At 67.5% G+C, this 25,264-nt stretch carries 22 protein-coding genes; 15 read left to right on the forward strand and 7 right to left on the reverse strand.

From position 1 onward, the window contains the following. The first annotated feature begins 35 nt into the window (after window positions 1-35). The 9 genes from acs (MUG96_RS11225) to MUG96_RS11265 all read left to right on the forward strand — a co-directional run bounded on the left by acs (MUG96_RS11225) (window position 36) and on the right by MUG96_RS11265 (window position 12,627). A complete protein-coding gene (acs, locus tag MUG96_RS11225) occupies window positions 36-2,009 on the forward strand; it encodes an acetate--CoA ligase (RefSeq protein ID WP_246982737.1) in 1,974 nt (657 codons plus the stop codon). 165 nt (window positions 2,010-2,174) lie between these two features. Further along, complete coding sequence (locus MUG96_RS11230; protein ID WP_246982739.1) at window positions 2,175-4,352, forward strand: bacterio-opsin activator domain-containing protein; 2,178 nt, start codon at window positions 2,175-2,177, stop codon at window positions 4,350-4,352. A gap of 132 nt (window positions 4,353-4,484) precedes the next feature. Continuing rightward, window positions 4,485-6,464, forward strand: a complete 1,980-nt coding sequence (acs, locus tag MUG96_RS11235) for an acetate--CoA ligase (RefSeq protein WP_246982741.1) — start codon at window positions 4,485-4,487, stop codon at window positions 6,462-6,464. Window positions 6,465-6,680: 216 nt separating this feature from the next. Beyond that, entirely contained in the window at window positions 6,681-8,021 is a 1,341-nt protein-coding gene (locus tag MUG96_RS11240) for a substrate-binding protein (RefSeq protein ID WP_246982743.1), read from the forward strand. 95 nt (window positions 8,022-8,116) lie between these two features. Beyond that, window positions 8,117-9,067, forward strand: a complete 951-nt coding sequence (locus MUG96_RS11245; protein WP_246982745.1) for a branched-chain amino acid ABC transporter permease — start codon at window positions 8,117-8,119, stop codon at window positions 9,065-9,067. Between the two features lies 1 nt (window position 9,068). Then, the gene (locus MUG96_RS11250) at window positions 9,069-10,346 is read left to right on the forward strand and encodes a branched-chain amino acid ABC transporter permease (RefSeq protein WP_246982747.1); all 1,278 of its coding nucleotides are present in this window, start codon (window positions 9,069-9,071) and stop codon (window positions 10,344-10,346) included. Further along, window positions 10,346-11,104 carry an ABC transporter ATP-binding protein gene (locus MUG96_RS11255; protein WP_246982750.1) on the forward strand — a complete coding sequence of 253 codons (759 nt, stop codon included), beginning with the start codon at window positions 10,346-10,348 and terminating at the stop codon, window positions 11,102-11,104. The genes MUG96_RS11250 and MUG96_RS11255 overlap by 1 nt, the downstream gene beginning before the upstream one ends. Further along, window positions 11,101-11,895, forward strand: coding sequence for an ABC transporter ATP-binding protein (locus MUG96_RS11260; protein WP_246982752.1), 795 nt, complete (start codon window positions 11,101-11,103; stop codon window positions 11,893-11,895). Before MUG96_RS11255 ends, MUG96_RS11260 begins: the two co-directional genes overlap by 4 nt. 3 nt (window positions 11,896-11,898) lie before the next feature. Continuing rightward, window positions 11,899-12,627 carry a thioredoxin family protein gene (locus MUG96_RS11265; RefSeq protein WP_246982753.1) on the forward strand — a complete coding sequence of 243 codons (729 nt, stop codon included), beginning with the start codon at window positions 11,899-11,901 and terminating at the stop codon, window positions 12,625-12,627. On the opposite strand, the gene MUG96_RS11270 is transcribed toward MUG96_RS11265, so the two are convergent. From MUG96_RS11270 to MUG96_RS11280, 3 genes are read right to left on the reverse strand one after another with little or no spacing between them, the layout of a single operon-like run. Next, window positions 12,621-13,460: a DUF7537 family lipoprotein gene (locus MUG96_RS11270; RefSeq protein WP_246982754.1), complete on the reverse strand. Its 840-nt coding sequence runs from the start codon at window positions 13,458-13,460 to the stop codon at window positions 12,621-12,623. The two genes, MUG96_RS11265 and MUG96_RS11270, sit on opposite strands and share 7 nt — an antisense overlap. Window positions 13,461-13,507: 47 nt before the next feature. Next, window positions 13,508-13,906, reverse strand: a complete 399-nt coding sequence (locus MUG96_RS11275; RefSeq protein WP_246982755.1) for a universal stress protein — start codon at window positions 13,904-13,906, stop codon at window positions 13,508-13,510. 42 nt (window positions 13,907-13,948) lie between these two features. After that, window positions 13,949-14,854 carry an isocitrate lyase/PEP mutase family protein gene (locus tag MUG96_RS11280; protein ID WP_246982756.1) on the reverse strand — a complete coding sequence of 302 codons (906 nt, stop codon included), beginning with the start codon at window positions 14,852-14,854 and terminating at the stop codon, window positions 13,949-13,951. Between the two features lie 191 nt (window positions 14,855-15,045). Between MUG96_RS11280 and MUG96_RS11285 the strand changes: the two genes are divergently transcribed. The 3 genes from MUG96_RS11285 to MUG96_RS11295 all read left to right on the forward strand — a co-directional run bounded on the left by MUG96_RS11285 (window position 15,046) and on the right by MUG96_RS11295 (window position 18,848). Then, the gene (locus MUG96_RS11285) at window positions 15,046-16,596 is read left to right on the forward strand and encodes an acyl-CoA carboxylase subunit beta (RefSeq protein ID WP_246982757.1); all 1,551 of its coding nucleotides are present in this window, start codon (window positions 15,046-15,048) and stop codon (window positions 16,594-16,596) included. 1 nt (window position 16,597) lies between these two features. Continuing rightward, the gene (locus tag MUG96_RS11290) at window positions 16,598-16,906 is read left to right on the forward strand and encodes a DUF8022 family protein (protein ID WP_246982763.1); all 309 of its coding nucleotides are present in this window, start codon (window positions 16,598-16,600) and stop codon (window positions 16,904-16,906) included. 85 nt (window positions 16,907-16,991) lie between these two features. Further along, window positions 16,992-18,848, forward strand: coding sequence for an acetyl-CoA carboxylase biotin carboxylase subunit (locus MUG96_RS11295; RefSeq protein ID WP_246982765.1), 1,857 nt, complete (start codon window positions 16,992-16,994; stop codon window positions 18,846-18,848). Between the two features lie 21 nt (window positions 18,849-18,869). Here the strand turns inward: MUG96_RS11295 and MUG96_RS11300 are convergent, their stop codons facing one another. Continuing rightward, on the reverse strand, window positions 18,870-19,313 hold the full coding sequence (locus tag MUG96_RS11300; RefSeq protein WP_246982766.1) for a MaoC family dehydratase: 444 nt from the start codon (window positions 19,311-19,313) through the stop codon (window positions 18,870-18,872). A 122-nt stretch (window positions 19,314-19,435) separates the two neighbouring features. On the opposite strand from MUG96_RS11300, the gene MUG96_RS11305 reads away from it, so the two are divergent. Next, on the forward strand, window positions 19,436-20,371 hold the full coding sequence (locus MUG96_RS11305) for a biotin--[acetyl-CoA-carboxylase] ligase (RefSeq protein ID WP_246982767.1): 936 nt from the start codon (window positions 19,436-19,438) through the stop codon (window positions 20,369-20,371). Between the two features lie 8 nt (window positions 20,372-20,379). On the opposite strand, the gene MUG96_RS11310 is transcribed toward MUG96_RS11305, so the two are convergent. Further along, entirely contained in the window at window positions 20,380-20,913 is a 534-nt protein-coding gene (locus MUG96_RS11310) for a universal stress protein (protein ID WP_246982768.1), read from the reverse strand. A gap of 161 nt (window positions 20,914-21,074) precedes the next feature. Here MUG96_RS11310 and MUG96_RS24255 point away from each other — a divergent pair, with 161 nt between their 5' ends. Continuing rightward, window positions 21,075-22,082: a hypothetical protein gene (locus tag MUG96_RS24255; protein ID WP_373221693.1), complete on the forward strand. Its 1,008-nt coding sequence runs from the start codon at window positions 21,075-21,077 to the stop codon at window positions 22,080-22,082. Here the strand turns inward: MUG96_RS24255 and MUG96_RS11320 are convergent. Continuing rightward, the gene (locus MUG96_RS11320) at window positions 22,079-23,107 is read right to left on the reverse strand and encodes an amidohydrolase family protein (RefSeq protein ID WP_246982769.1); all 1,029 of its coding nucleotides are present in this window, start codon (window positions 23,105-23,107) and stop codon (window positions 22,079-22,081) included. The genes MUG96_RS24255 and MUG96_RS11320 overlap by 4 nt on opposite strands. Then, complete coding sequence (locus MUG96_RS11325) at window positions 23,104-24,336, reverse strand: HD domain-containing protein (protein ID WP_246982771.1); 1,233 nt, start codon at window positions 24,334-24,336, stop codon at window positions 23,104-23,106. Before MUG96_RS11325 ends, MUG96_RS11320 begins: the two co-directional genes overlap by 4 nt. Before the next feature lie 121 nt (window positions 24,337-24,457). On the opposite strand from MUG96_RS11325, the gene MUG96_RS11330 reads away from it, so the two are divergent. Then, complete coding sequence (locus MUG96_RS11330; RefSeq protein ID WP_246982773.1) at window positions 24,458-25,264, forward strand: DUF7537 family lipoprotein; 807 nt, start codon at window positions 24,458-24,460, stop codon at window positions 25,262-25,264.

The following is a 25,264-nucleotide window of genomic DNA, read 5'->3' on the forward strand; positions in this document are numbered from 1 at the left end:
ACGTTTAACCGAGGACCACTGTAGCTTCGAATCGAATGGCCCCGGACCACGAGTCGCAGCTGGAGAACCACCCGCCAGCCAGCGCTCCCGTCAGTCCGCCGGCGTCGTTCGTCGAGCAGGCGAACGTGGCCGACGAGGATATCTACGAGGAGTTCGAGGAGAACTGGCCCGAGTGCTGGGCGCGAGCGGGCGACCTCCTCGACTGGGAGTCGGACTACGAGCAGGTGCTCGCACGGGACGGCGAGACGCGCCGCTGGTTCGAGGGTGGGCAATTGAACGCATCGGTGAACTGTCTCGACCGCCACGTCGAGGCCGGACGGAAAAACAAGGTGGCTATCAAGTGGTCCGGGCGACAGAACGGAACCCGCTCGTACACCTATCTCGCGCTCAAACGCGAAGTCGAGGAGTTCGCCGCGTCCCTCCGGGAACTGGGCGTCGAGGAAGACGACGTCGTCACGTTGTACATGCCGATGATCCCGGAACTCCCGATTGCGATGCTCGCCTGCGCCCGCATCGGCGCGCCCCACTCGGTCGTCTTCGCCGGCTTCTCCGCCGACGCCCTCGCCACTCGAATGAACTCCGCCGACTCGGAGTATCTCGTCACCTGCGACGGCTACTACCGCCGCGGGACGCCGGTCCACCAGAAGAGCAAAGCCGACAACGCGCGACTGAAGCTCGATCACGACGTCGCTGCCGCAGTGGTCGTGGAACGGCTCGGGGACGGGACCCCGCTGGGTGACAGCGAGTACGATTACAGTGACCTGATAGCGCGCCACCGCAACGCGACGGTGGAACCGGTCCCTCGCGACGCGAACGACGAACTGTTCCTCATCTACACGTCCGGCACGACGGGCGAGCCGACTGGCGTGCGTCACACGACGGGTGGCTATCTCTCGCACGTCGCGTGGACGGCACAGTCCGTCCTGGATATCAAGCCGGAGGACACCTACTGGTGTTCGGCGGACATCGGCTGGATCACCGGCCACTCCTACATCGTCTACGGCCCCCTCGCGCTCGGCACGACCTCCGTGATGTATGAGGGGACCCCCGACTACCCGGAGAAGGACCGCGTCTGGGAACTCATCGAGCGCAACGCAGTCGACGTGTTTTACACCGCCCCCACTGCCATCCGGGCGTTTATGAAGTGGGGCGAGGAGTACCCCGAGAAACACGATCTGTCCAGTCTCCGCCTGCTCGGGACGGTCGGTGAACCGATCAATCCCCGCGCCTGGAGGTGGTACCACGAACACATCGGAAACGGAGAGTGTCCCGTCGTCGACACCTGGTGGCAGACCGAAACCGGCGGCATGATGGTCACGACGCTCCCGGGCGTCGCGGAGATGAAACCCGGTTCCGCCGGGCCACCGCTGCCCGGCGTCAGCGCCAAAGTCGTCGACGGGACCGGTGAACCCATATCCTCGAACGAGGCGGGCTACCTCGTCGTCGACAGGCCCTGGCCCGGGATGCCGCTGTCGATGGTCGAGAACGAGGGCTGGTTCGTCGAGCGAAACGAGGGATATCCCTCGCTCGAGGGCTTCGACTGGGTGTACTTTTCCGAAGACGCCGGTACGGTCGACGAGAACGGCTACATCACGGTGTTGGGTCGTGTAGACGACCTCATCGACGTCTCCGGCCACCTGTTCGGGACGGCCGACATCGAGACGGCCATCACGGACACGGAGGGCGTCACCGAGGCGGCTGTGGTCAGCGGGCCGGAGGAATCGGATGGGCGGGGTGCGGCGACGGTGTACGCGTACGTCAGTACGGCCGAGGGGTACGGCGAGGAACTCAGGGAGGACGTGATCGAGGCCGTCTCCGAGCAGGTGAGTCCGCTCGCCGCGCCCGATATCATCGTGTTCACGCCGGACCTGCCCAAGACGCGCTCCGGGAAAATCATGCGCCGGATGCTGGCGTCCGTCACCCGTGGGGACGATCTCGGTGACACGAGCGCCCTCCGCAACCCCGAGGTGGTCGGCGAACTCGAATCCGCGATCGATAGCGAGCGCTGAGTCGATTTCGGTTTGCGATATTTCCTCGAAACGGTAGCGGACGAGAAGCCACTGATAGTGATTCACATCCGCCCGCTGATGTGCGGTCCAGACTGGTTCTATCAGGAGTCGATCAGTACAGTGGCGATAGATTGAAGTTTCGTATGTGTGTACGGGAACGAAACCATGCTCCTCGAGGAGGCGGCCGACGACGCGGCACTCAGGCTGACGGATCGACACTACCGCCAGCTCAGGATGGGTGTCGAGACGTACCGGCAGGAACTGGTCCTGCGGCTGGGAGCGGAGGTTGGGTTGCGACCGGCGGAGATGACGCGTCTCCGTCCGGCGGACGTGACGACACACGAACGGGGCGGACGGTTTCACCACTTCGTCGACGTGCCGAGCGAAGACGGCGGCACCGACCGCCGGGCGTACCTGCCCGACGACGTGGAGAACGACCTGCGAAAGTACGTCCAGGCGGAGGACATCGCCGACGACGAGCGAGTGCTCCCGGTCACGCCGCGGCGTATCCAGATGCTCGTCTCGGAGATCGTCACCCGCACGGCCGACCGGACCGGGAACGAACGCTTCGAGACGGTCTCCTCGCGGAGTCTACGCCGCTATTTCGCGCGACAGTTGCTCGACGAAGAAGGCGTCCACCCGAAAGTCGTCCAGCTCGTCGGCGGTTGGGAACGGCTCGCGAGCCTGGAACCGTACCTGTCCGATCCGGACCGGAACGATATAATCGCGGCCTTCGAGGGAACCAGCCTCTCGGCACGAGGCGGCCACGGACTCGACCGGCGAGCGCTCGCGACGGCTATCGAGGGGTGTGGTCACGCCGTCTACATCACCGACGACGAGGGCGTCATCGAGTACGTCAACCGCCGCTTCGAGGAGATGACGGGGTACGCCGCCGGTGACGCTATCGGCCGCTCCCCACAGGCCCTCGTCGGCGGCGACGAGGGGGACCCGACGACCTGCTGGGAGGACCTCGAAGACGGGGAGGTCTCCGAGCACGACGTGACCGCAGTCCGCGACGGCGGCGAGGAGTACCGGGTCCACCAGACTATCGCACCCATCACCAGCCAGGACGGGACGCGCCGGTACGTCGCCGTCGCCGGGGAACGGCCGCTGGACGACGGGAAACGCACCGTCGACGCGCGCTTCGACGCGGTCCTCGACCGGTATCGGGCCGTCGGCGAGGAACTGGTCGAGTCGTCGATGCGCGAGGAGATCGAACAGCGGTCCTGTCAGCGCCTCGCCGACGGCGAGGCCTACGAGTTCGCGGTGGCGGGGAAGCGCTCGGGGCAGGAACTCCACACATGTGCGCGGGCCGGTATCGACGACGCGGCGGTCGACCGCTTCGCCACGGCGTCGGGGGCGGTGACGACCGCGCTCGAAACGGAGTCCGTCGTCGCGACCACCGAAGTGACCGACGACCCCGAGTTCGAGACGTGGGCCGACCACGCCCGGGAGGAAGGATACCGGGCCGCGGCCGTCGTCCCCGTCACGGACGGTGACACGACGTACGGCGTCGTGAGCGTCGGAGCGGCGGATCCGGAGGCGTTCGGCGACCGCGAGTGTGACCTCCTCGAAGACCTCGGCAAGCGGATCGGCGGGGCGCTGACCGCCGCGGAACGGCGAAAGCTCCTGCTCGCCGACACGGTCGTCGAACTGGAGTTCAAGAGCACCGACGATGCCTCGTTTTTCGTCGCCGCCTCTCAGGAACTCGGCTGTACGTTCACGCTCGAAGGCGTCGTCCCCGGCGAGGAGGGGTCACTGCTGTACTTCGTCGTTCTCGAGGACGCGGACGACGAGGCGGTCCGCCAGTGGGCCGACGACCGGGACTGCATCGCGGACGTGCGTCTCGTCCGTGACTACGGCGACGAGGCGTTGCTGGAGTTCGTCGTCACCGACAGCGAGGTGTCGAAGTGTCTGACCGAGCAGGGCGGGACCGTCCGGGAGATGACCGTCGAGGACGGCGTCCAGACGTTCGTGGGGGCGATGCCCTCCGACGCCGACGTGCGCGAGACCGTCTACACGCTGACCGACGCGTTCCCGGACACCGAACTGCTGACGAAACGCGAACGCGAGAAATCCGTCGAGACGGGCGCGGCGTTCCGCTCGTCGCTCCAGAACGCGCTCACCGAGAAGCAGGCCGCGGTCATCCAGGCGGCCCACCACGCGGGCTACTTCGAGTGGCCCCGCGGGAGCACTGCCGAGGAACTCGCCGACTCGATGGGGATCACCTCGCCGACGCTCCACAACCACCTCCGGCGGGGGCTCCAGAAACTGCTGGTGACGTTCTTCGAGGAGCAAGACCAGCAGTTGCTCGGCGACGAGACGCCGTGGGCCGACGACTGAGCGGGCCGCGGTCACCCGCCATTCCCTTGAAGGAAACCGGCTGCCGTCGGCCGGTCGACCTGGCTTTGTCCGTGGACTTGTGATAATTAGAACCGCCTCTTAACAGCGACGTTCGTGATGCTAGACCCGCACATGTCAGACCAAGGCGAGTCCGAGGTAGAACTCGAGGCGCGGCTGGCAGAGGGTGAGAGTTTCGACCCACCAGCGTCGTTCGTCGAGCAGGCGAACGTGGCCGACGAGGACATCTACGAGGAGTTCGAGGAGAACTGGCCCGAGTGCTGGGAGCAGGCCGCGGACCTGCTCACCTGGGAAGAGGAGTACGATCAGGTGCTTGACGACAGCGACGAGCCGTTCTACGAGTGGTTCACGGACGGCAAACTGAACGCGTCGGCCAACTGCCTGGACCGGCACCTCGACGAACGAGGCGACGAAACCGCTATCGAGTGGATCGGCGAACTCGGGGAGACACGGTCGTACACCTACCAGGAACTCCACGACGAGGTCAACGAGTTCGCCGCGGCCCTCCGGGAGATGGGCGTCGAGGAGGACGACGTCGTCACGATGTATATGCCGATGATCCCGGAACTCCCGATTGCGATGCTCGCCTGCGCCCGCATCGGCGCGCCCCACTCGGTCGTCTTCGCCGGCTTCTCCGCCGACGCCCTCGCCACCCGGATGAACTCCGCCGATTCGGAGTATCTCGTCACCTGCGACGGCTACTACCGCCGCGGCGACCCGCTGAACCACAAGAACAAGGCCGACGAGGGCCTAGAAGACGTGGAACAGGACGTGACCACGGTCGTCGTCGACCGCCTCGGTGACGACCTCGACCACGACCTCGGCGATAGCCAGCACGACTGGGACGACCTCGTCGAGGCCCAGGCCGGCGCGTCCGTCGAACCGGTCACCCGCGACGCCGAGGACATGCTCTTCCTGATGTACACCTCGGGAACGACCGGCGAGCCGAAAGGCGTCAAACACACCACCGGCGGCTACCTCTCGTGGGTCTCCTGGACCTCTCAGTCCGTCCTGGATATCAAGCCGGAGGACACCTACTGGTGTTCGGCGGACATCGGCTGGATCACCGGCCACTCCTACATCGTCTACGGCCCTCTCGCGCTCGGCACGACCTCCGTGATGTACGAGGGGACCCCTGACTACCCGGAGAAGGACCGCCTCTGGCAGATCGTCGACGACTACGACGTGACCCAGCTGTACACTGCGCCGACGGCGATTCGGGCGTTCATGAAGTGGGGCGAGGAGTACCCCGAGAAACACGATCTGTCCAGTCTCCGCCTGCTCGGGACGGTCGGTGAACCGATCAATCCCCGCGCCTGGAAGTGGTACTACACCCACATCGGGAACGAGGAGTGTCCCGTCGTCGACACCTGGTGGCAGACCGAAACCGGCGGCATGATGGTCACGACCATCCCCGGTGTCGCGGAGATGAAACCCGGTTCCGCCGGCCCAGCCCTGCCCGGCGTCAGCGCCAAAGTCGTCGACGGGAACGGGGACGAGGTCGACCCCGGTGAGGCGGGCTACCTCGTCGTCGACAAGCCCTGGCCCGGAATGCTCCGGACGCTGTACAAGAACGACGAGCGGTTCATCGAGGAGTACTGGCAGGAGTACTCCGACCCGGACGAGGACGAGTGGGTCTACTTCCCCGAGGACGGCGCGAAGATCGACGAGGACGGATACATCACCGTCCTCGGGCGCGTGGACGACGTCATCAACGTTTCCGGCCACCGCCTCGGGACGATGGAACTCGAATCGGCCGTCGTCGGCGTCGAGGGTGTCGCCGAGGCCGCCATCGTCGGCGGCAAACACGACATCAAGGGCGAGGCCGTCTACGCATACGTCATCACGGAGGACGGCTACGAGGGCGGCGAGGACCTCCGCGAGCGCATCATCGAAGGCGTCGAGGACGCCATTGGCCCTATCGCGCGGCCAGAGGAGGTCGTCTTCACCGAGGACCTGCCCAAGACGCGCTCCGGCAAGATCATGCGCCGCCTGCTCGAGAACATCGCCAACGGTGAGGAACTCGGGAACACCAGCACGCTTCGGAACCCGGATATCGTCAGCGAAATCCAGAGCAAAGTCAGCAACGACTGAGAGCGCCGCGCCCCAGCACACCCGTTTTTTCACCGCGTGGCTACTGCGGTGCCGGTTCTAAAATATTAACCCAAATAGTTCCTTCGAGGGAATTGGCGGTCGATTCGACCGCTTCGTGTGTCGTTCGGAGAGCCATCGAGTCGCTGCGCGGGACGGACAATTGTAAATATTTAGCACGCACGGTTATACGGGATAGGTCTATCTATTCCAGTGGACATGACACGGGATGGCAAACGTGTGGACAGGCGTACGCTACTGAAAGGAGCCGGTGCCGCAGGTGTGGCTGGTCTCACGGGACTGGCCGGTTGTTCCGGCGGCGGCGGCGGCAGCGAGTACCCCCCACTGGGGAACTACCCGGTGGATGGTGATACGGTGACGTTCGGGTACAACGTTCCCCAGTCGGGGTCGTACTCCCAGGAGGGGGAAGACGAGCTTCGCGGGTACAACCTCGCGCAGAAACACCTGAACAACGGCGGTGGCTGGGTCGACAGCTGGTCGGACCTGTCGGGGAACGGCGTACTGGACAAGACCGTCGAGTCCGTCGAGGGTGACACCGCGACGGACCCGGACACGGCGCGACAGGCCGCCTCACGGATGATCGACCGGGACAACGCGGTCATGATCTCCGGCGGGTCCTCGTCGGCAGTGGCGATTGCAGTCCAGGAGCTGTGTCAGCAGGAGAAAGTCCAGTTCCAGGCCTGCCTGACCCACTCCAACGACACGACCGGGAGCGCGTGTGTCCGGTACTCGACGCGTGAGATGTTCAACGCGTACATGACCGGGCAGTCGCTCGCGCCGGTGCTCTCCGAGGAGTACGGGGACGACCTGAACTTCTACCAGCTGTACGCGGACTACACCTGGGGCGAGACCGTCCAGTCGTCGATGACGCAGTTCCTGGAGGAGGCCGGCTGGAACGAGGTCGACTCCGTGGCGACGCCGCTGGGGACATCGGACTACCAGTCGTTCCTCTCGGACGTGCCGCGAGACGAGGTGGACGCGCTCTTGCTCGTCCACTACGGGCTGGACGCGGCGAACTCGCTGCCCCAGGCCATCGAGCAGGGCATGGACGAGGACATGGAACTGGTGGTGCCGCTGTACAACCGGCTGATGGCACAGGCGGCCAGCGACTCGATCCAGGGCGTGTTCGGGACGGCCGACTGGAACTGGCAGCTCGAGGACTCCGTCTCGCAGACGTTCGTCGAGTCGTTCCAGAGCGAGTACGACAAGGTGCCGTCGTACGCCGCCCGGCTGGCGTACGTCCAGACCCTGCAGTACGCGGCCGCGGTCGAGCGCGCGGAGACCTTCTACCCGCCGGAGGTCATCCGTCAGCTCGAAGGGGTCCAGTACGAGAACGCGGGTCTCGGCTCGGAAACCATGCGGAAGTGCGACCACCAGGCACAGCGCGACGTGCTGGTCGTGCAGGGCGCCTCCCAGGAGGAACAGACCGACCAGAAGCTGCTGAACATCGTCAACCAGACCTCGCAGGACCAGCTCGGCTACGCCTGCGACGCCGGCCCGGCCGCGGAGTGTGAACTCGGCGAGTACGGTGACGAGTAACGGTTTCGTCGGCTGAACACGGGCGTCACCGCTCTCTCAGGTGGCACCGGCCAGGGCAGACGACTGCGGATACGATTCAATCAACGCACACAAATATGGCAATAGCGAACACGGTCGCAGAGATACTCCTCAACGGCCTCCAACAGGGCGCTATCTTCGCGCTTCTAGGTATCGGACTGACGATAATCCTCGGCACGATGGACTTCCTGAACCTCGCCCACGGTGCGCTGTACCTCATCGGCGCGTACACGGGCCTGATCGTCTTCAGGACGACGGAGCTCTCGGGTGGCGTCCTCTACGACAACGGCTTCACGGTCGTCGGGGTCGACGGCGGGTTCATCACTGCGATCATCGTCGTTCCGATCATCGGCATCCTCGTCGGTATCGCGATGGAACGGTGGGTCGCGGCACCGTTCTACGATAGACCCGAAACCGACCAACTGCTCGTCACGTTCGGTCTCGCGCTGGTCGTCCAGGAGGTCATCAAACAGATCATGAGCGGGGCGACGTTCCAGCCCACGGCGCCGTCGGACATCCTCGGTCTCAGCGTCGGTGGCACGGTGAGCCTCCCGCTGGTCGGGCAGTACTCCGCCTGGCGGCTCTGGATCATCGGCATCGTGCTGGCGATCATCGGCATCACGTACTTCATCATCGAGCGGACCGACTTCGGGCTGGTCGTCCAGGCCGGGACCGTCGACTCCGAGATGGTCCGCCTGCTCGGCATCAAGATCACCCGCTCGTACAGCATCGTGTTCGCGCTCGGCGCGGCGCTGGCCGCGCTGGCTGGGTTCATCGGCATCACGTTCCAGACCATCAGCCCCCAGATCGGGACCGAACGGGCGCTGATCCCGGCCTTCCTCACCATCGTCGTCGGTGGTGCGGGGAACGTCCTCGGGGCCATCGTCGGCGGCATCATCCTCGGAATCACCGTCTCGGCGATGACGGTCATCGCCTCCCAGTGGGCGCAGATCGTCCTCTACGCCGTCGCGGCGGTCGTCCTGCTGGTTCGCCCCGAAGGGATTCTCGGGAGTACGGGGGTGAACTGACGTGTCCGAGGACGAACCACGGACCGACGGCGGCACGGTGGTCACCGACGACGGCAGTAGCGGGTCAGGATCGAACCCCATCGACAAGATTCGACAGCACAAGGACAAGGAGTGGGTCGTCATCGCCGGAATCGGCATCTCGCTGCTCTTCCTGCCGGTCTTCCTCGTCGAAATCCTCGGCGTCATCGCCAACCTCATCGGGACCAGCGTCGGCGGCTACCAGGGACTGGCGTCGCTGGTGCTCATCTTCGCTATCGCGGTCGTCGGTTACAACCTCCTGCTCGGCTACGTCGGTCTGCTCTCGTTCGGCCACGCGGCCTTCTTCGGGATGGCCGCGTACGCGTCGGCGTTACTCGCGTCGGAGGCGCCGATCACGATTCCGGGGGTCGGGACGACCGTCACCATGCCTGGAATCGGGTCGCCGGTACTGATGGTACTCGTCGGCGCGATCATGGCGACACTGCTCGCCTGGCCCATCGGCTTCCTCTCCATCCGGCGGTCGGGCGTCTACTTCGCCGTCCTGACGCTCACGTTCGGGCAGATGCTGTACTTCTTCGCGCTCGCACCGGGCTCGTGGATGACCGGCGGTGACAACGGCTTCGGGACCGGGCAGACGGGCTTCGAGGTGAGCCAACTGCTCGGCGTCATCCACCTGGAACTGCCGTCGCCGGTAATCGCGGCGAACTGGATATACGTGTTCATCGCGGCGATCACGGTGATCGCCGTCGCGGTCGCCTACCGCATCATCAACTCGCCGTACGGCCTCGTCTTCGAGGCCCTGGGTGAGAACGAGCAACGCGTCGAGTTCGTCGGGTTCAACGTCTTTCGCTACAAGCTGATGGCGTTCATCATCAGCGGCGCCTTCGCGGGTGTCGCGGGAGCGCTGTTCTCGATCCACGAAGCGTACATCCACCCGAACACGGCGCTGTACTGGATCACGTCCGGCGACTTCGTCATCATGAACGTCGTCGGCGGCGTCGGCACGCTCGCCGGTCCGCTGCTCGGCGCCCTCGTCTTCGAGTACATCAGCAACGTCATCTCGGGCATCTCGCTCCCGGTCATCGGCTCGGTCGGCTCGCTGTGGCGGCTGGTCCTCGGCGGGACCTTCGTCATCATCGTCTGGCTGTTCCCGGAGGGTCTCTGGGCCGGCATTCGTGCCGGACTGGTCAGACTGGTGCACGCCGTCGAACGCTCCGTCTTCGACGCGACCGACACGCCTGCGGCCAGGGGCGACGTGGACGTCGAGGACGGAACCCAGGGCCGGGGAGGTGACGACTGATGTCCATCCTGCAGACCGACGGACTCACCAAGCGGTTCGCGGGCCTCACGGCGGTCGACAAGGTCGATCTCACCGTCGAGGAAGGGGAGACGCGTGCCGTCATCGGCCCCAACGGGGCCGGCAAGTCGACGTTCATCAACCTCGTGACGGGAATGCTCGAACCCACCGAGGGAAGCATCGAGTTCGCGGGCGAGGATATCACCGGGCTGGAACCCCACCAGATCGTCCAGCGCGGCGTCTCCAAGTCGTTCCAGACGGCTTCGATCTTCCCGGGCATGACCGTCCGGGAGAACGTCGAAGTAGCGGCGTTCGCGACCGCACACGGGTCGTTCAGCGTCAACTTCCTCAAACACCGCAACGGCTACGGCGACGTGAGCGACAAGGCAGCGGAGATGCTCGACGCGGTCAACATCCTCGGCTCGGCCGACATGCAGGCAGCGGACCTCCCCTACGGTGACAAGCGACGGCTCGAAATCGCTATCGCGCTCACGGCTGAGCCGGACCTCATGTTCATGGACGAGCCGACGGCCGGGATGTCCCCGGAGGAGACCGACGAGACGGTCGACCTCATCGAGGACGTGCAGGAGGAACTCGGCCTGACCATCGTGCTCGTCGAGCACGACATGGAGATCATCTTCCGCGTCGCGGACCGCATCGCGGTCCTGAACCGCGGCGAGATTATCGCCGACGGGACGCCCGAGGAGGTACAGGGCGACCCCGACGTGCAGGAGGCGTACCTCGGAGGTGTCGAGCTATGAGCACTGACGACGAGACCACGGCAGCAACGAGCACCGCGAGCGGCGACGCGTCGCTGCTCTCGGTCGAGAACGTCGACGCCTACTACGGCGAGAGCCACATCCTCAGGAGCCTCTCGCTGGAAGTCCAGACCGGCGAAATCTGTGCGCTCCTCGGCCGGAACGGGGCCGGAAAGACGACCACCCTGCGCTCCATTTCGGGGGCGCGCCCACCGAACATCCGGCAGGGGAGCGTCAGATTCAACGGGGACGACATCACCGCCCTCGACACGGAGGACATCGCGATGAAGGGCATCGCGGTCGTCCCGGAGGAACGCCGCGTCTTCCCCAACCTGACCGTCGAAGAGAACCTCCACCTGGCGCAGGTGTCCCGCAACTCTTCGAACCTGTTCGGGCGCAACCTCGGCGAGGTGCGCGACACGCGCCCGCTCGGTGAACTGTACGACGCCTTCCCGCGCCTCGACGAGCGACGCGGACAGGACGCGGGGACCCTCTCGGGCGGTGAACAGCAGATGCTCGCCATCGCGCGGGCGCTCCGGCAGAACCCGGACCTGCTCATGCTCGACGAGCCCTACGAGGGGCTCGCACCACAGATCATCGAGGACGTGGAGGACGCGATCCGGCGTATCAACGACGAAGGGACGACGATCCTGCTGGTCGAGCAGAACGCGGCCGCGGCGCTGAGTATCTCGGACCGGAGTTACATCGTCGACCAGGGAGGGATCGTCTTCGACGGAACGGCCGACGAGCTCCGCGAGGACGACGAGACGAGACAGCGGTATCTGGGGGTGTGAACCGTGGCGAACGCGAACACGGACCCCCTCAGCGACGAGCGCATTCGGGAACTGACGGACGACCCGGAAGCGCGGTTCGAGTTCCTCGTCGACCGCGGCGTCATCGTCGAGCGCGACGACGGGACCGTCGACGCGACGTCGGCGTTCGAGGACGAGCGCGCGGTGTACGTGGACAGCTACAAGGACAGCTCCGACGAGGAGTTCCGGGAGACGGTCGCGTCGCTGTTCGGCCTCACCCCGGCGAGGGCCGAGAAGCGAATCCAGGACCTCGAACTGACGCGCTGGGAGATCGCCTCGTTCCTCGCGCTCCGTGGGGCCCTCGACGTCGACCTCCCGACCGATCTGGAACTGCAACTCGCCGAGATGGTCGCGGCCGTCGGCGAGGCATCGCCGGTTCCCCCGTCGCTTCCGGACCTCGGCGACGACGAGTACCGCGCCTTCCTCGACGACCACGATCACGCCGTCCTGTTCGTCTTCCAGCAGGGCTGTGACCCCTGCGACGCGATGAAGGCAGAACTGGACGCGGTCCGCGAGTCGGTGGCCGACGACGTGGCTTTCGCGGGCCTCGACGGCGACGAAGTGCCGGAGTTCCGCCGGGAGTTCGAGATCACGGTGGCGCCGACGACGCTGTTGTTCGTCGACGGCGACCGCGTCGAGGAACGCGAAGGGTACTGCGCGGCAGAGGACCTGGTCGACCTCGTCGACGAGACCATCACGGCGGCCGGTCACTGACCGACCGCGCGGTCCAGCCACTGCGGCTTCTCGACGCTCGTCGAACCGACATCCTCGTACCTGATGGTCCGCTCGACGACGACTGGTTCGCCGTCGACGGTCCCGTCGAAGCGGTACCGGACCAGCCGAACCAGCCCCTCGGTGTCGACGGCTGCCCGGAGCGAGAGGTTCTCGACGGTGTCGATCTCGGGGGCGGTGAAGTCGGTCGTCTCCGCCGCCGTCCCGGCGAGTACGACGACGGTCGTCCCCGTTCGCGTCTCTCGACCGACGACCTCGGTGGGGATCGACGTGAAGACCTCACGGATCGTCCGTCCCGAGTACCCCGAGCGGCCGCCGAAGGCGACGGTCTGGGTCCAGTATCGCCAGGTCCCCGTGTACTGGTCCGGTGGCGTGAACGTATTGTAGGTCGTCCCGCCGTCACGCGTGAGCGCCCGGGCGTACGTGGACCCGTTCGACCAGTAGGCCGCTGACGCGGGCGGCTCGCCGAGGAGGAGCGGCCCGTGGGCTCCGTCGGTCGAGACTGTCGCGAAGAATGAGCGATTGGTCGCGAGTTCGATGCGTACCGAGAGATCGGAGCGCACCGTTCCGTTGGCGTATCTGACGGTCCGGTTCGAGACCAGCGTGTACGAACGCCCGTCGTCGCGGGCGGTGTGTGCCTCGGCGAGCGCGCCGGGTGCGACGACGCCGCTGTCGTCGACGCCGGGCGGGTACGCTTTCGTCGGTGTCGGGGCGTTCCCCGGTGTCAGCGTGGGCGTCGCCTCGCTCCCGCCAGAGAAACCGCTACAGCCGGCGAGCAGCGCCACGAGCGCCACGACGAGTATGCCACCGCGCACACTGGCCGTTGGTCGTGCGTCCCGATAAGCCCGGCGCGCGTGTGGCCTCAGTCCTCCTTGGCGGAGCAGACCAGCACCGGACGGTCGGTGTCGAGGATGACGCCCTGGGTGACGCTGCCGAACAGGACCTTCCCGGTCGGCGTCCGCTTGCGGCCCGCGATGACGATCATGTCGGCGTCGATCTCCTCGGAGATCTCCAGGATGGCCTCCACCGGCCGGCCGCTCGACTCCTCGAGGACGACCTCGATGCCTTCGTCTTCGAGGATATCTTTCGCGCGCCGGACGGAGGCGACCTGTGTGACGGAGGCACCGGAGGGGTTCTCGGTGAAGTCGTGGAGGAGCGTGACGCGGACGTCCTCGTCCGTCATCGGCATGCCGACGATGGATTCCGCCTGTGACCGGGCGCGTGCTTCGTTCTCGTCGATGGCTGCCAGGATTTCGTACATACCTGCGTACTACAGCACACCCCGTCTTTATTATTCTGGGGGCTAACTCCCGTCGTCCGGGACCGAGGAACGGCCGTCCTCGGCGTACCGCAGTTCCTGCTCGCGCAGTGCCGGCGCGCCGACGATCTCCTCGAACGCCTCGAAGGAGACACCGGAGAGCGATTCGCTCGTTCCCTCGGCAGCGAGCGTCTCGTAGGCGTCGCGCATGGCCTCGGTCGCCGCGAACAGTGCCGGGAGGGTGTGTGCGACGACGTCGAACCCGATGTCGCCGAGTTCGTCGGCACCGAGTTCCGGGGTCTTCCCGTCGGCCACGACGTTCGCGAACGTGCGCGCGTCGATTTCGGTCGCGATACGCTCCAGTTCTGCGCGGGACGCGGGGGCTTCGACGAACACCACGTCCGCGCCGGCCGCGGCGTAGGCGCGGCCGCGCTCGATAGCCTCGTCGAGGCCGTGCGGTTCGCGGGCATCCGTCCGGCCGACGATGACGACGTTCCGACCGGTCTCGTCCCGGACGTCGGCCGCCGCCGCGATCCGTCTCCGGCCCTCCGCCGGCGTGACGACGCGTTTCTCGTCCATGTGGCCGCACTTCTTGGGCCACTCCTGGTCCTCGATGATGAGGCCCGCGACGCCGGCGTCGATGGCTTCCGTAACGGTGCGGCGGACGTTCAGCGCCGACCCGTACCCGGTGTCCATGTCGGCGATCACCGGCACGTCCACGGCGTTGTCGATGGCGTCGACGCGGTCGACGTTCTCGCGCATCGTCAGGAGACCCATGTCGGGCATCCCGAGCGTCGAGGCGGCGATGCCGAACCCGGACGTGAAGACCGCCTCGAACCCCGCCTGCTCGGCCAACCGTGCCGAGAGGCCGTCGAAGACGGTCGGCATCGCGAGCGGGTCGTGCTGGTCCAGAAGCGTTCGCAATCGCTCCGGTGGCGTGGCGTCGGTCATGGTTCGTCAATCGTGACCTGTGGCGTAAGCCTTGGCACTCCGGCCGCGGGGGACTCCCGACGAATCGGTTTGGTACCCCTGCAGACGTGTAAGCGGCGTGGTGGAAGCCGGCCCAGTTCGGAAAACCTTTTTCGCGGTACTTCGTGTTCCTCGTCCATGGACGGCCATCCGCGTAGCCGCGGTGATACGGTATGACGATGGAGGAGCGCGTGGAAGAGCTGCGGGAGAAGAAAGCCGAAGCCGCGAAAGGCGGCGGCGAGGACCGCATCGAGGCCCAGCACGACCGCGGCAAGAAGACGGCCCGGGAGCGCATCGACTACTTCCTCGACGACGGGACGTTCAACGAGGTGGACATGCTCCGGGAGCACCGCTCGACCAACTTCGACATGGACGAGCGGGAGATGCCCGGCGACGGCGTCGTGACGGGCTACGGCGAGGTCGACGGCCGAAAGGTGTTCGTCTTCGCCCACGACTTCACCGTCATGGGCGGCTCGCTGGGCGAGGTGTTCGCCCAGAAGGTCTGCAAAGTCATGGACAAGGCAGTCGAGACCGGCTGTCCCATCATCGGCCTCAACGACTCCGCGGGCGCGCGCATCCAGGAGGGCATCGACTCGCTCGCGGGCTATGCGGACATCTTCCACCGCAATCAGCTGGCGTCGGGGGTCGTGCCCCAGATTTCGGCCATCATGGGTCCCTGCGCCGGCGGCGCGGTCTACTCCCCGGCGATCACGGACTTCATCTTCATGGTCCAGGACACGAGCCACATGTTCATCACGGGCCCGGACGTCATCGAGACGGTCACGGGCGAGGAAGTCGGGTTCGAGGAACTCGGCGGCGCCCAGACCCACGCCACCGAGTCCGGCGTCTCCCAGTTCACCGCCGCTGCCGAGGAGGAGGCCCTGGACGACATCAAGTACCTCCTCTCGTTCCTCCCGCAGAACAACGTCGAGGACCCGCCGCGGGTCGAGCCGTGGGACGACCCAGACCGGGAGCCGGAAGACCTGCTCGACATCGTCCCCGAGGTGCCACAGAAGCCCTACGACATGCGGGACGTGACCGAGCGCATCGTCGACGAGAACTCCTTCTTCGAGGTGGCAGAGGGGTACGCCCGGAACCTGACGACCGGGTTCGCGCGCCTCGACGGACGACCCATCGGTATCGTCGGCAACAACCCCAAATACAACGCGGGGACGCTCGACATCGACGCCTCGATGAAGGGCGCGCGGTTCGTCCGCTTCTGTGACGCGTTCAACATCCCGATCCTGACGCTCGTCGACGTGCCCGGGTTCATGCCCGGCACCGACCAGGAGCACAACGGCATCATCAAACACGGCGCGAAACTGCTCTACGCCTTCTCGGAGGCGACGGTCCCGCTGTTGACTGTCATCACGCGGAAGGCCTACGGCGGGGCCTACGACGTGATGGCCTCGAAACACGTCGGCGCGGACATGAACTACGCCTGGCCGACGGCCGAAATCGCGGTGATGGGGCCACAGGGCGCGGTGAACGTCCTCTACGACGACGAACTCGAAGACGCCGAGGACGTGGAGGCCCGGCGGCAGGAACTCATCGACGAGTACCGCGACGCCTTCGCGAACCCCTACACGGCCGCGGAGCGTGGCTTCGTCGACGACGTACTCGAACCACAAGAGACCCGCAAACGCCTCATCAGCGACCTGGAGGTCGTCAGCAGCAAACGGAAGGACCACCCGGACCGCAAACACGGCAACATCCCGCTCTGAGATGACTGACAGCGACACAGCACCGTCGGCAACTGTCGATGGGGACCTGTTCGCGGCCGTCGCCGCGGCAGTCGAGACCGCAGACGAGTCCGAGGCGGCGGCCATCGCAGTCGCCATCGGCGCACACATCAGGGACCAGGAGGCCGCCGCGGCCGCCGCGGCAGCGAGCGAGGACGACGGGCAACCCTGGGCGGGGCGCCGCTGGGCGTTCTCCGGGCGCGTGGGCCGGAGTCAGCGCCGTTACGTCCGCGTCCCGGACGGCGCACCGGACGATGCCTGGGCGACCGCTGGCCGGGCCGACCGGCTCTAGGGCGATAGCACCTGCTCCAGATCCCCCGATCCGCGCTCTGCCGGTTGCGCATACTTTTATGCCCCGACTCTCGGTACAGGTGGATATGTTCGACAAGGTGCTCGTCGCCAACCGCGGGGAGATCGCGGTCAGGGTCATGCGAGCCTGTGAGGAACTGGGTATCGAGACTGTCGCCGTCTACTCCGAGGCCGACAAGCACTCCGGCCACGTTCGCTACGCCGACGAGGCCTACAACGTCGGTCCCGCGCGGGCCGCCGACTCCTACCTCGACCACGACGCCGTCATCGACGCCGCGCAGAAGGCCGACGCCGACGCCATCCACCCCGGCTACGGCTTCCTCGCGGAGAACGCCACCTTCGCCCGAAAGGTCGAGGAGGCCGACGACGTGACGTGGGTCGGTCCCGCCGGCGACGCGATGGAGCGCCTCGGCGAGAAGACCAAGGCCAGGAACGTGATGAGCGACGCCGACGTGCCCATCGTCCCCGGGACCGAGCCCATCGAGGAGCCCGAGGCCGTCCGGGAGTTCGCGGACGAACACGGCTACCCCATCGCCATAAAGGCCGAAGGAGGCGGCGGCGGCCGCGGGATGAAGATCGTCCGCGAGGAAAGCGAGATCGAGGAGCAACTCGAGAGCGCCAAGCGCGAGGGCGAGGCCTACTTCGACAACGACTCCGTCTTCCTCGAACGGTACCTCGAAGACCCCCGGCATATCGAGGTGCAGATCATCGCCGACCACCACGGCAACGTTCGACACCTGGGCGAGCGTGACTGTTCGCTCCAGCGCCGCCACCAGAAGGTCATCGAGGAGGGACCGAGCCCGGCGCTGAACGACGAACTTCGCGAGCGGATCGGGGAAGCCGCCCGCCGCGGTGTCGACGCCGCGAACTACTACAACGCGGGGACCGTCGAGTTCCTCGTCGAGGAGGACCCCGAGCGTGACCCCGACGAGCCGCTGGGGGCGGACGCGAGCTTCTACTTCCTCGAAGTGAACACGCGCATCCAGGTCGAACACACGGTGACGGAGGAGATCACGGGCATCGACATCGTGAAGTGGCAGCTCCGGGTCGCCGCGGGCGAGGAGATCACCTTCGCGCAGGACGACGTGGAGATCGACGGCCACGCGATGGAGTTCCGCATCAACGCCGAGAACGCGGCCGACGACTTCGCGCCGGCCACCGGCGGCGAACTCGAAATCTACGACCCGCCAGGGGGCATCGGCGTGCGGATGGACGACGCGCTCCGACAGGGCGACGACCTCGTGACCGACTACGACTCGATGATCGCGAAGCTCATCGTCTACGCCTCGGACCGCGAGGAGTGTATCGCCCGCTCGCAGCGCGCGCTCGCCGAGTACGACATCGAGGGCATCCCGACGATCATCCCGTTCCACCGGTTGATGCTTACCGACGAGGCGTTCGTGAACGGCAAGCACCACACGAAGTACCTCGACGACGAACTCGACCCCGAGCGCATCGACGAGGCCCAGGAGAAGTGGGGCGGCGACACGACGACGGAAAGCGACGGCGACGAGGTCGTCGAACGCGAGTTCACCGTCGAGGTCAACGGCAAGCGCTTCCAGGTGGAACTCGAAGAACGCGGCGCGCCGCCGATCCAGACCAGCGCGAGCAACGGCGGCGGTGGGGGCCAGCGCCCCGCCGGTGGTGGCGGCGGCGGTGGCGGCGGAGGCGGAAGCGGCGGCGGTGGCGGCGACGCCGCTGCTGCCGTCGAGGGCGAAACCGTCACGGCCGAGATGCAGGGGACGATTCTCGAGGTCAACGTCGCCGAGGGCGACGAAGTGGCCGCCGGCGACGTGATCTGCGTGCTGGAGGCGATGAAGATGGAAAACGACGTGGTCGCGCCCCGCGGCGGCACCGTCTCGGAGGTCGCCATCGGCGAGGGCGACTCCGTCGACATGGGCGACGTGCTGATCGCGCTGGAGTAGGCGGGGCAGTCGTCGCCGGATTCAAGCGTCGCGGCGGACCACGGCCATGTCGCTGACCATCGTCATCCGCCGGTCGCCGTCCGCGTCGTAGACCGCGAGTTCGTAGCTGACCCAGCCGTGGTCTCTCGATTCGTCGGGGACTGTCTTCTCGGTGGCACACCCGGTGACGGTGAGCGTCTCGCCCGGTCGAACCGGGTCGTGCCAGGTGAGTTCCGAGAGGCCGCGCGCGCCGAGGTTCGACACGTCCTGCAACCACTCCAGCACCCACAGTCGCATGGCGATGGCGACGGTGTGGAGGCCGCTGGCGATGATGCCGCCGTGGACCGACTCCGCCGCGGCCTCGGGGTCGACGTGGATGGGCTGGGGGTCCCACTGCTCGGCGAACTCGATGATTTCGTCCTCGGTGAGCGTCCACTCGCCGAACTCGACTTCCTCGCCGACGGGGATGTCCTCGAAGTAGCGCATGGCCCTCGATGGCGGGCCTCCCCGATTAAATCCGTGGTCCGGGCAAACAAAGGCTCGTGGTGCGATGAGGTGCGGGCCGCTCGGGCCGGTCGTTTTACGACGCCGCCGGTCGAAGCGTGCGTATGCAGGAGACGCGCCACCGGATACTCGACACCATCGCCGCCGGCCCGGTCTCGGGGCCGGCCCTTGCCGACCGGCTCGACGTGTCGCGGTCCGCGGTCTGGAAACACGTCGAGGCGCTCCGCGAGGCGGGCTTCGACATCGAGAGCGGTGATGCGGGCTACGAACTCACCGGCGTCCCCGAGTTCGGGGGTGCGGCGGTCGAGTACGGCCTCGATGCCCCATTCGAGGTCGAGTACCACGAGAGCATCGGGAGCACGAACGCGAGAGCGCGCGAACTCGCGGGAAACGGCGCGGCTGACGTGGTCGTCCTCGCGGACGAGCAGACCGGCGGCAAGGGGCGACTCGACCGAGCGTGGGCGGCCCCGAGCGGCGGTATCTGGCTGTCGGTCGTCTTCCGGCCGGACGTTCCGCCGGCGCAGGCCCCGATTTTCACCCTCGCGGCGGCGGTGGCCGTCACGCGCGCGGCACGCGAGGCGGGGGTCGACGCACGCATCAAGTGGCCCAACGACGTGCTCGTGCCCGGCGAGGACGGCGACCGGAAGCTCGTGGGCATCCTCACCGAAATGGAGGGCGAGGCGGACCGCGTCTCGTGGGTCGTCGTCGGGATCGGCATCAACGCTAACGTGGACGTGGCCGACCTCGTCGAGGGCGCGACGAGCCTCCGCGAGGAGTGTGGCAACGTGGACCGGCGGCCGTTCACACAGCGCGTCCTGGAGGAGTTCGACGCGCTCCGGACCGACCGCGACGCCGTGCTTCCGGCCTGGCGGGAACACGCGGCGACGCTCGGCCAGCGGGTCCGGGTCGAGACGCCCGGCGGCGAAGTCGTCGGCGAGGCAGTCGACGTGGAGTTTCCCGGCACCCTCGTCGTCGAGACCGACGACGGCGAGCGGCGACGGGTCTCGGCGGGGGACTGCGAACACCTCCGCCCGGCCTGAGCGGCCAGTCAGCGCGCGCCGGGTTCGGGCTCGGGGGTGTGATCGTCGCGCCGCTCGTCGGGGCCACGGTCCGTGTCGCGTCCCATCAGGGAATCGCCGGCGGCCCGTTCGCTCGTGTCCAGGCGGACCGTCGTGACCGGGATCGACGCTGCCCGGACGACGCGCTCGGCGACGCTCCCGAGGAGGAGTCTGTCGAGGCCGCCCCGCCCGTGGGTGCCCATCACCACCTGGTCGATGTCGTTGTCGACGGTGTAGGCGACGATTTCCCTGCTCGGGTCGCCCTCCCTGATCGCACGCTCGAACCCCAGATCGTCGTCCACCAGCCGCTCGACCCGCTTCAGGGCGAGTTCGCCCTCTCGCTCCAGGGTCTCCGCGATCCCGCTCCAACTCGCCTCCATCGGCACTCCCGTCACGCTGCCCGAATCGACGACGTAGAGCGCGTGCACGGTACCGTCGTGCCGGCGCGCCGTCTTCAGCGCGTGCTCCACGACGCGCTCCATCCCCGCCGAGCCATCAGTCGGCACCAGGATGTTACTGTACATTGTTACCGTATATCATACTTGCGTGGCGACGGGTATAACCCTTCGCTTTAGGCCACTGGGGGTACAACGGTCGAGAAGTGACGCCGAGAACGCTGGCAGTCGGACTCGTGGCCCTCCTCCTGTTGGCCGGTTGCGGAGGGTCCCCGTCCGGATCGGGCCCAGTGGACGCGACGGCGACGACCGAGCAGGCGTCCGAGTCGGCTCCGGACGCGACCACGGAGCGGGCCCAGACCGACACGCCGGCGCCCACGGCGACCGCTACCGCCACGCCGACGGGGCCGGTCGACACTGACGGGGACGGCCTGAACGACAGCCGGGAGCGGGAACTGGGGACGAACGCCTCCGTGGCGGACACAGATTCCGACGGGCTGGACGACGGCCGCGAACTCGAACTGGGGACCGACCCGACGATAGCGGACACCGACGACGACGGCCTCGGGGACGGGGCGGAGATGCTGGCGACGGAGACACTGCCGGGTGCGGACCCGCTCCACCGGGACATCTTCGTCGAAATCGACTACATGGCGGGCGAGCGGCCGGAGGAGGCGATGCTGGACCGCATCGAGGAGCGGTTCGCGTCGGCGCCGATCTCGAATCCCGACGGCGAGGACGGCATCGACCTCCACCTCCGGGTCGACGAGGAAGTCCCGGCACAGGAACCCATCCTCGCCGCGAACCGGCCCGGGGAACTGGACGACATCTTCGACTACCGGCGGCGCTACTCCCAACTGGACCGGCGTGGGCACTTCTACGGGCTCGTCGTCGACTCCCTGGAGTACCCGAACGCCTCCGTCCGCGACCTCCAGGGGTACGCCCTCGGGGACTTCTTCGTCAGCGAGAACCCCGCCGCGCCCGGCGTGCAGGACAACGTCGTTATGCACGAACTCGGACACGTCGCCGGACTGGGGCCGTGGCGCCACCCCGGCATCGATAGCCGTCGGATTCCCTTCGAGGCCTACCCGAGCGCGATGAACTACCGCGCACCCGGCGACCGCTTCCGGTTCTCCGACGGCTCCGAGGGGGCCGCCGACTTCGACGACTGGCGCGCCATCGCCTCGTGTCACGGCTGGGCGGGGTACGACGACTCCTTCCCCGCCGTGGACGACGAGAACGCGAGTCAGGCGGCAGGCGGGAAGCGCGTGCTCTCGGCGAGCGTCGGCTGTCTCTAGCCGTCCGCCGACCCGAGCACCACGTCGCGCACGTCCGCGACGCCGGCCCGGCGGACGACCGCCCTGACGGTGTCCCGTGCGCCGTCGAGGTTGTCCGAGTCACCGTCGAGGACGAGCAGTTTCGCGTCGCGGCCGGGTTCGACCACGCCGCAGTTCAGGCCGGCGATGTCCGCGCCGTGTTTCGTCGCCATGCGGAGGACGTCCGCCGCGGACCGGTCGGAGAGCTTGGCCGCGAACTCCATCTCGCGGAACATGGAGGGACTGTTGAGCATCACGTTGTCCGTCCCGAGCGCGAGCGTCGTGTGTTCGGCGAGTTCGTCCATGTCGGGGACGCCGACGCCGGTGACGAGGTTCGAGCGCGGGCAGACAACGATGGGGATTTCCCAGTCCGCGACCCGCTCGCGGTGGAGCGGTTCGGTGTGGACCATGTGGACGAGGAAGTCCGGATCGAGGTCGAGCGCGGCGTTCACGTCGTGGCTGTCGCGCTCGCCCGCGTGGATGCCGAAGAGTTTGCCCGCGTCCCGCGTCGCGGTCCGCTCGTGATCGAAGTCGGCGTCGCGCGCGCCGCTCGCGCCGAAGCCGTCGCTCGCCTCCATCGCCTCGATCTCCTCCCGGCCGAGGACCACGGGCTCGACGTCGAGACCGTCGGCCGCCTCCCGGATCGCGGAGACGCCCTCGACGCCCCCCTCCCGGAACTCGATGCAGTGTGCGGTCCCGCCCGACTGCATGTACCGGAGCGAGCGGTGCATCGCCTCGACCGTCTCCTCGCGGCTGGCTTCCCGGAGCAGGCGGTGTTTCAGGCCGTCCGGGGGCGCGACGAGGTCGTCGAGCGAGAGCCCGCCGCCCGCCTCCTTGGCGATGGAGTCGCCGAGGTGGGTGTGGGCGTTCACGAAGGCGGGGAGAACGATGTCGTCGCTGCGGGCCTCTCCCTCCTCGATCGCCGCGATCTCGCCGTCCTCGACGACGACGCGGCCCTCGACCGGTTCGAAGTCGGGGCCGCGGAGGACGGTGCCTTCGAGGATCACGACTGGCCCCCGAAGTCGTCGAGCGTGGCGTGGACGCCGGGCCGCGTGTCGCTCACGAGGCTCCCGTCGATGTCGAGGCCGAGGACCCGGCTCGCCGCGTGGCCGACGCGCTCGCTGGCGTCGGCTGGCGCGTAGACGCCGAGGCGCCACTGGTCGCGCTGGACCGCCCGGAGTGCCGACACGAGCGTCGACTGGTCGCCGAGGGGCCGCCCCTCGCCGTTGACGACGACGCGGCTGGTCGATTCGGCCATCTCCGGGCGGCCGGGCACGTCGAGGACCACGTCTGCGGGGTCGACCTCGGCGTCGTCGGCCACCTCGCGCTCGGCCTCCCGGACCTGGTCGTGATCGGCGTCGATGAGCGACTCGGGCACGTCGCCCATCTCCGCCCAGACGGCGCGTTTGAAGAGGTCACGGCGGTCCAGCCGGGCGGCCGTCTCCGCGGTCGCGTCCGCGGCGCGCAGGGCGGCGATCAGGTCGTGGTCGTCCCAGCGTCGCATCGTCTCCGCGTCGGTCACCCCCGTGTCGAGCAGGCGCTCGGCCGCCCGGCGGAGCATCGACTTGGCGATGCGAGCGGTGTGGTGACCGTAGACCGTCGGCGTCATCAGCGCCCGCGCGACGAGAAGGCTCTCTGCCGTCTGGACGTTCCCCTCGGCGAGAACGAGCTCGTCGTCGACAAAGCGAAGCTCTCGGACGAGCCGCTCGTGGTCGATGGTGCCGTAGGGGACGCCGGTGTGGTGGGCGTCACGGACGAGGTAATCCATGCGGTCCACGTCGAGTTCGCCGGAGACGAGCTGGCCGAGCTTCCCGTCGCCCGCGACCAGATCGGCGACGGTGTCGGGGTTCAGGCCGTGGTCGGACAGGACCCGCGCGACCGCCCCCTCCCCGAGGAGTCCGTGGACGTCGTCGTGCCACTTGCCGGTCTCGCGGTAGAGCAGGTGCTCGAGGTTGTGGCTGTAGGGGCCGTGACCCACGTCGTGGAGCAGCGCTGCCGCGCGGACGCGTTCTGCCTGCTTTCCCTCGATGCCGAGATGCGAGAGGGCCTCGTCCGCGAGGTGGTGGACGCCGAGGCTGTGCTCGAAGCGCGTGTGGTTCGCGGAGGGGTAGACGAGCGTCACCGTGCCGAGCTGTTTGACGTGCCGGAGCCGCTGGAGGGGCGGCGTGTCCAGCAGGTCCCGGGCGACGCCCTCGACCGCGACGTGGTCGTGGACGCTGTCCTTGATGGTAGTCATTGCCCGCGGGTTGGGCCGGCCGGTACAAATACTGTCGCCACGCTGTAACCCGTCTCGGTCGTCACTGCTTCTCGACCGCGACCCGCAACGTTGAACTGGCGGCCACGAATCCACTCCGACGATGACACGCCGGACGCTCGGATACCTCGCGCTCGCCTGTCTCCTCGTGCTCGCCGGGTGTAACGGTGCGACCGGCCCCGCGACGACCGACGGGCCGCCCGACGCGAACTCGACGGCCACGACCGCGAACGGCGGCACGCCGGACCCGATCTACCGCCCGCCGCTCTCGCCGTCGACGGTCCTCGACGAACACGAGGCCGCACTCGCGGACGGCGGAACCTTCGCCTACCAGCAGAACTCGACGCTTCGCGCGGGCGCTGCGGGCCGCCTCGCGCAGGTGACGAACGTTTCCGCCGCGGTCGACCTCGACGGCGACCGGGCGCTGGTCTTCCAGAACGTCAGCCTCCAGGGTGAGACAGTCGCATACGGGAACGCGACGGTGGGCTACGAGCGGTTCGGGACCGGCGACGGGCCGCGCTACCGCAGTGCGTCGGAGAACGTGACGAACCCGGCCTTCTACGCGCGCCCGCCAATCGACCGCCTCCTTCGAGGGCTGAACTACACGTACCAGGGTGCCGAGACGCGAGACGGCGAGACGGTGTTCACCTACGCCGTCGACGGGACCGACGAACTCACCCCGGCCGAGCACGGCCTCGGCGTGATTCCACCGGAGAACGTGACTGCCGTGAACAGTCGCCTCGCGGTCCGTGAGGACGGTCGAATCGTCGCCTTCGAGTACCGGGCCAGCGGCACGGTCGACGGCCGGGAGCGGAGCTACGCCGTCTCGGTGGCCTGGGGCGGCGTCGGCTCGACGACGGTCTCGGAACCGGCCTGGGTCGCCGACGCCCGGAACGCCACCAGCGGCTGA

It is taken from the genome of Halorientalis marina, from assembly GCF_023028345.1.
Lineage (GTDB): Archaea > Halobacteriota > Halobacteria > Halobacteriales > Haloarculaceae > Halorientalis > Halorientalis marina.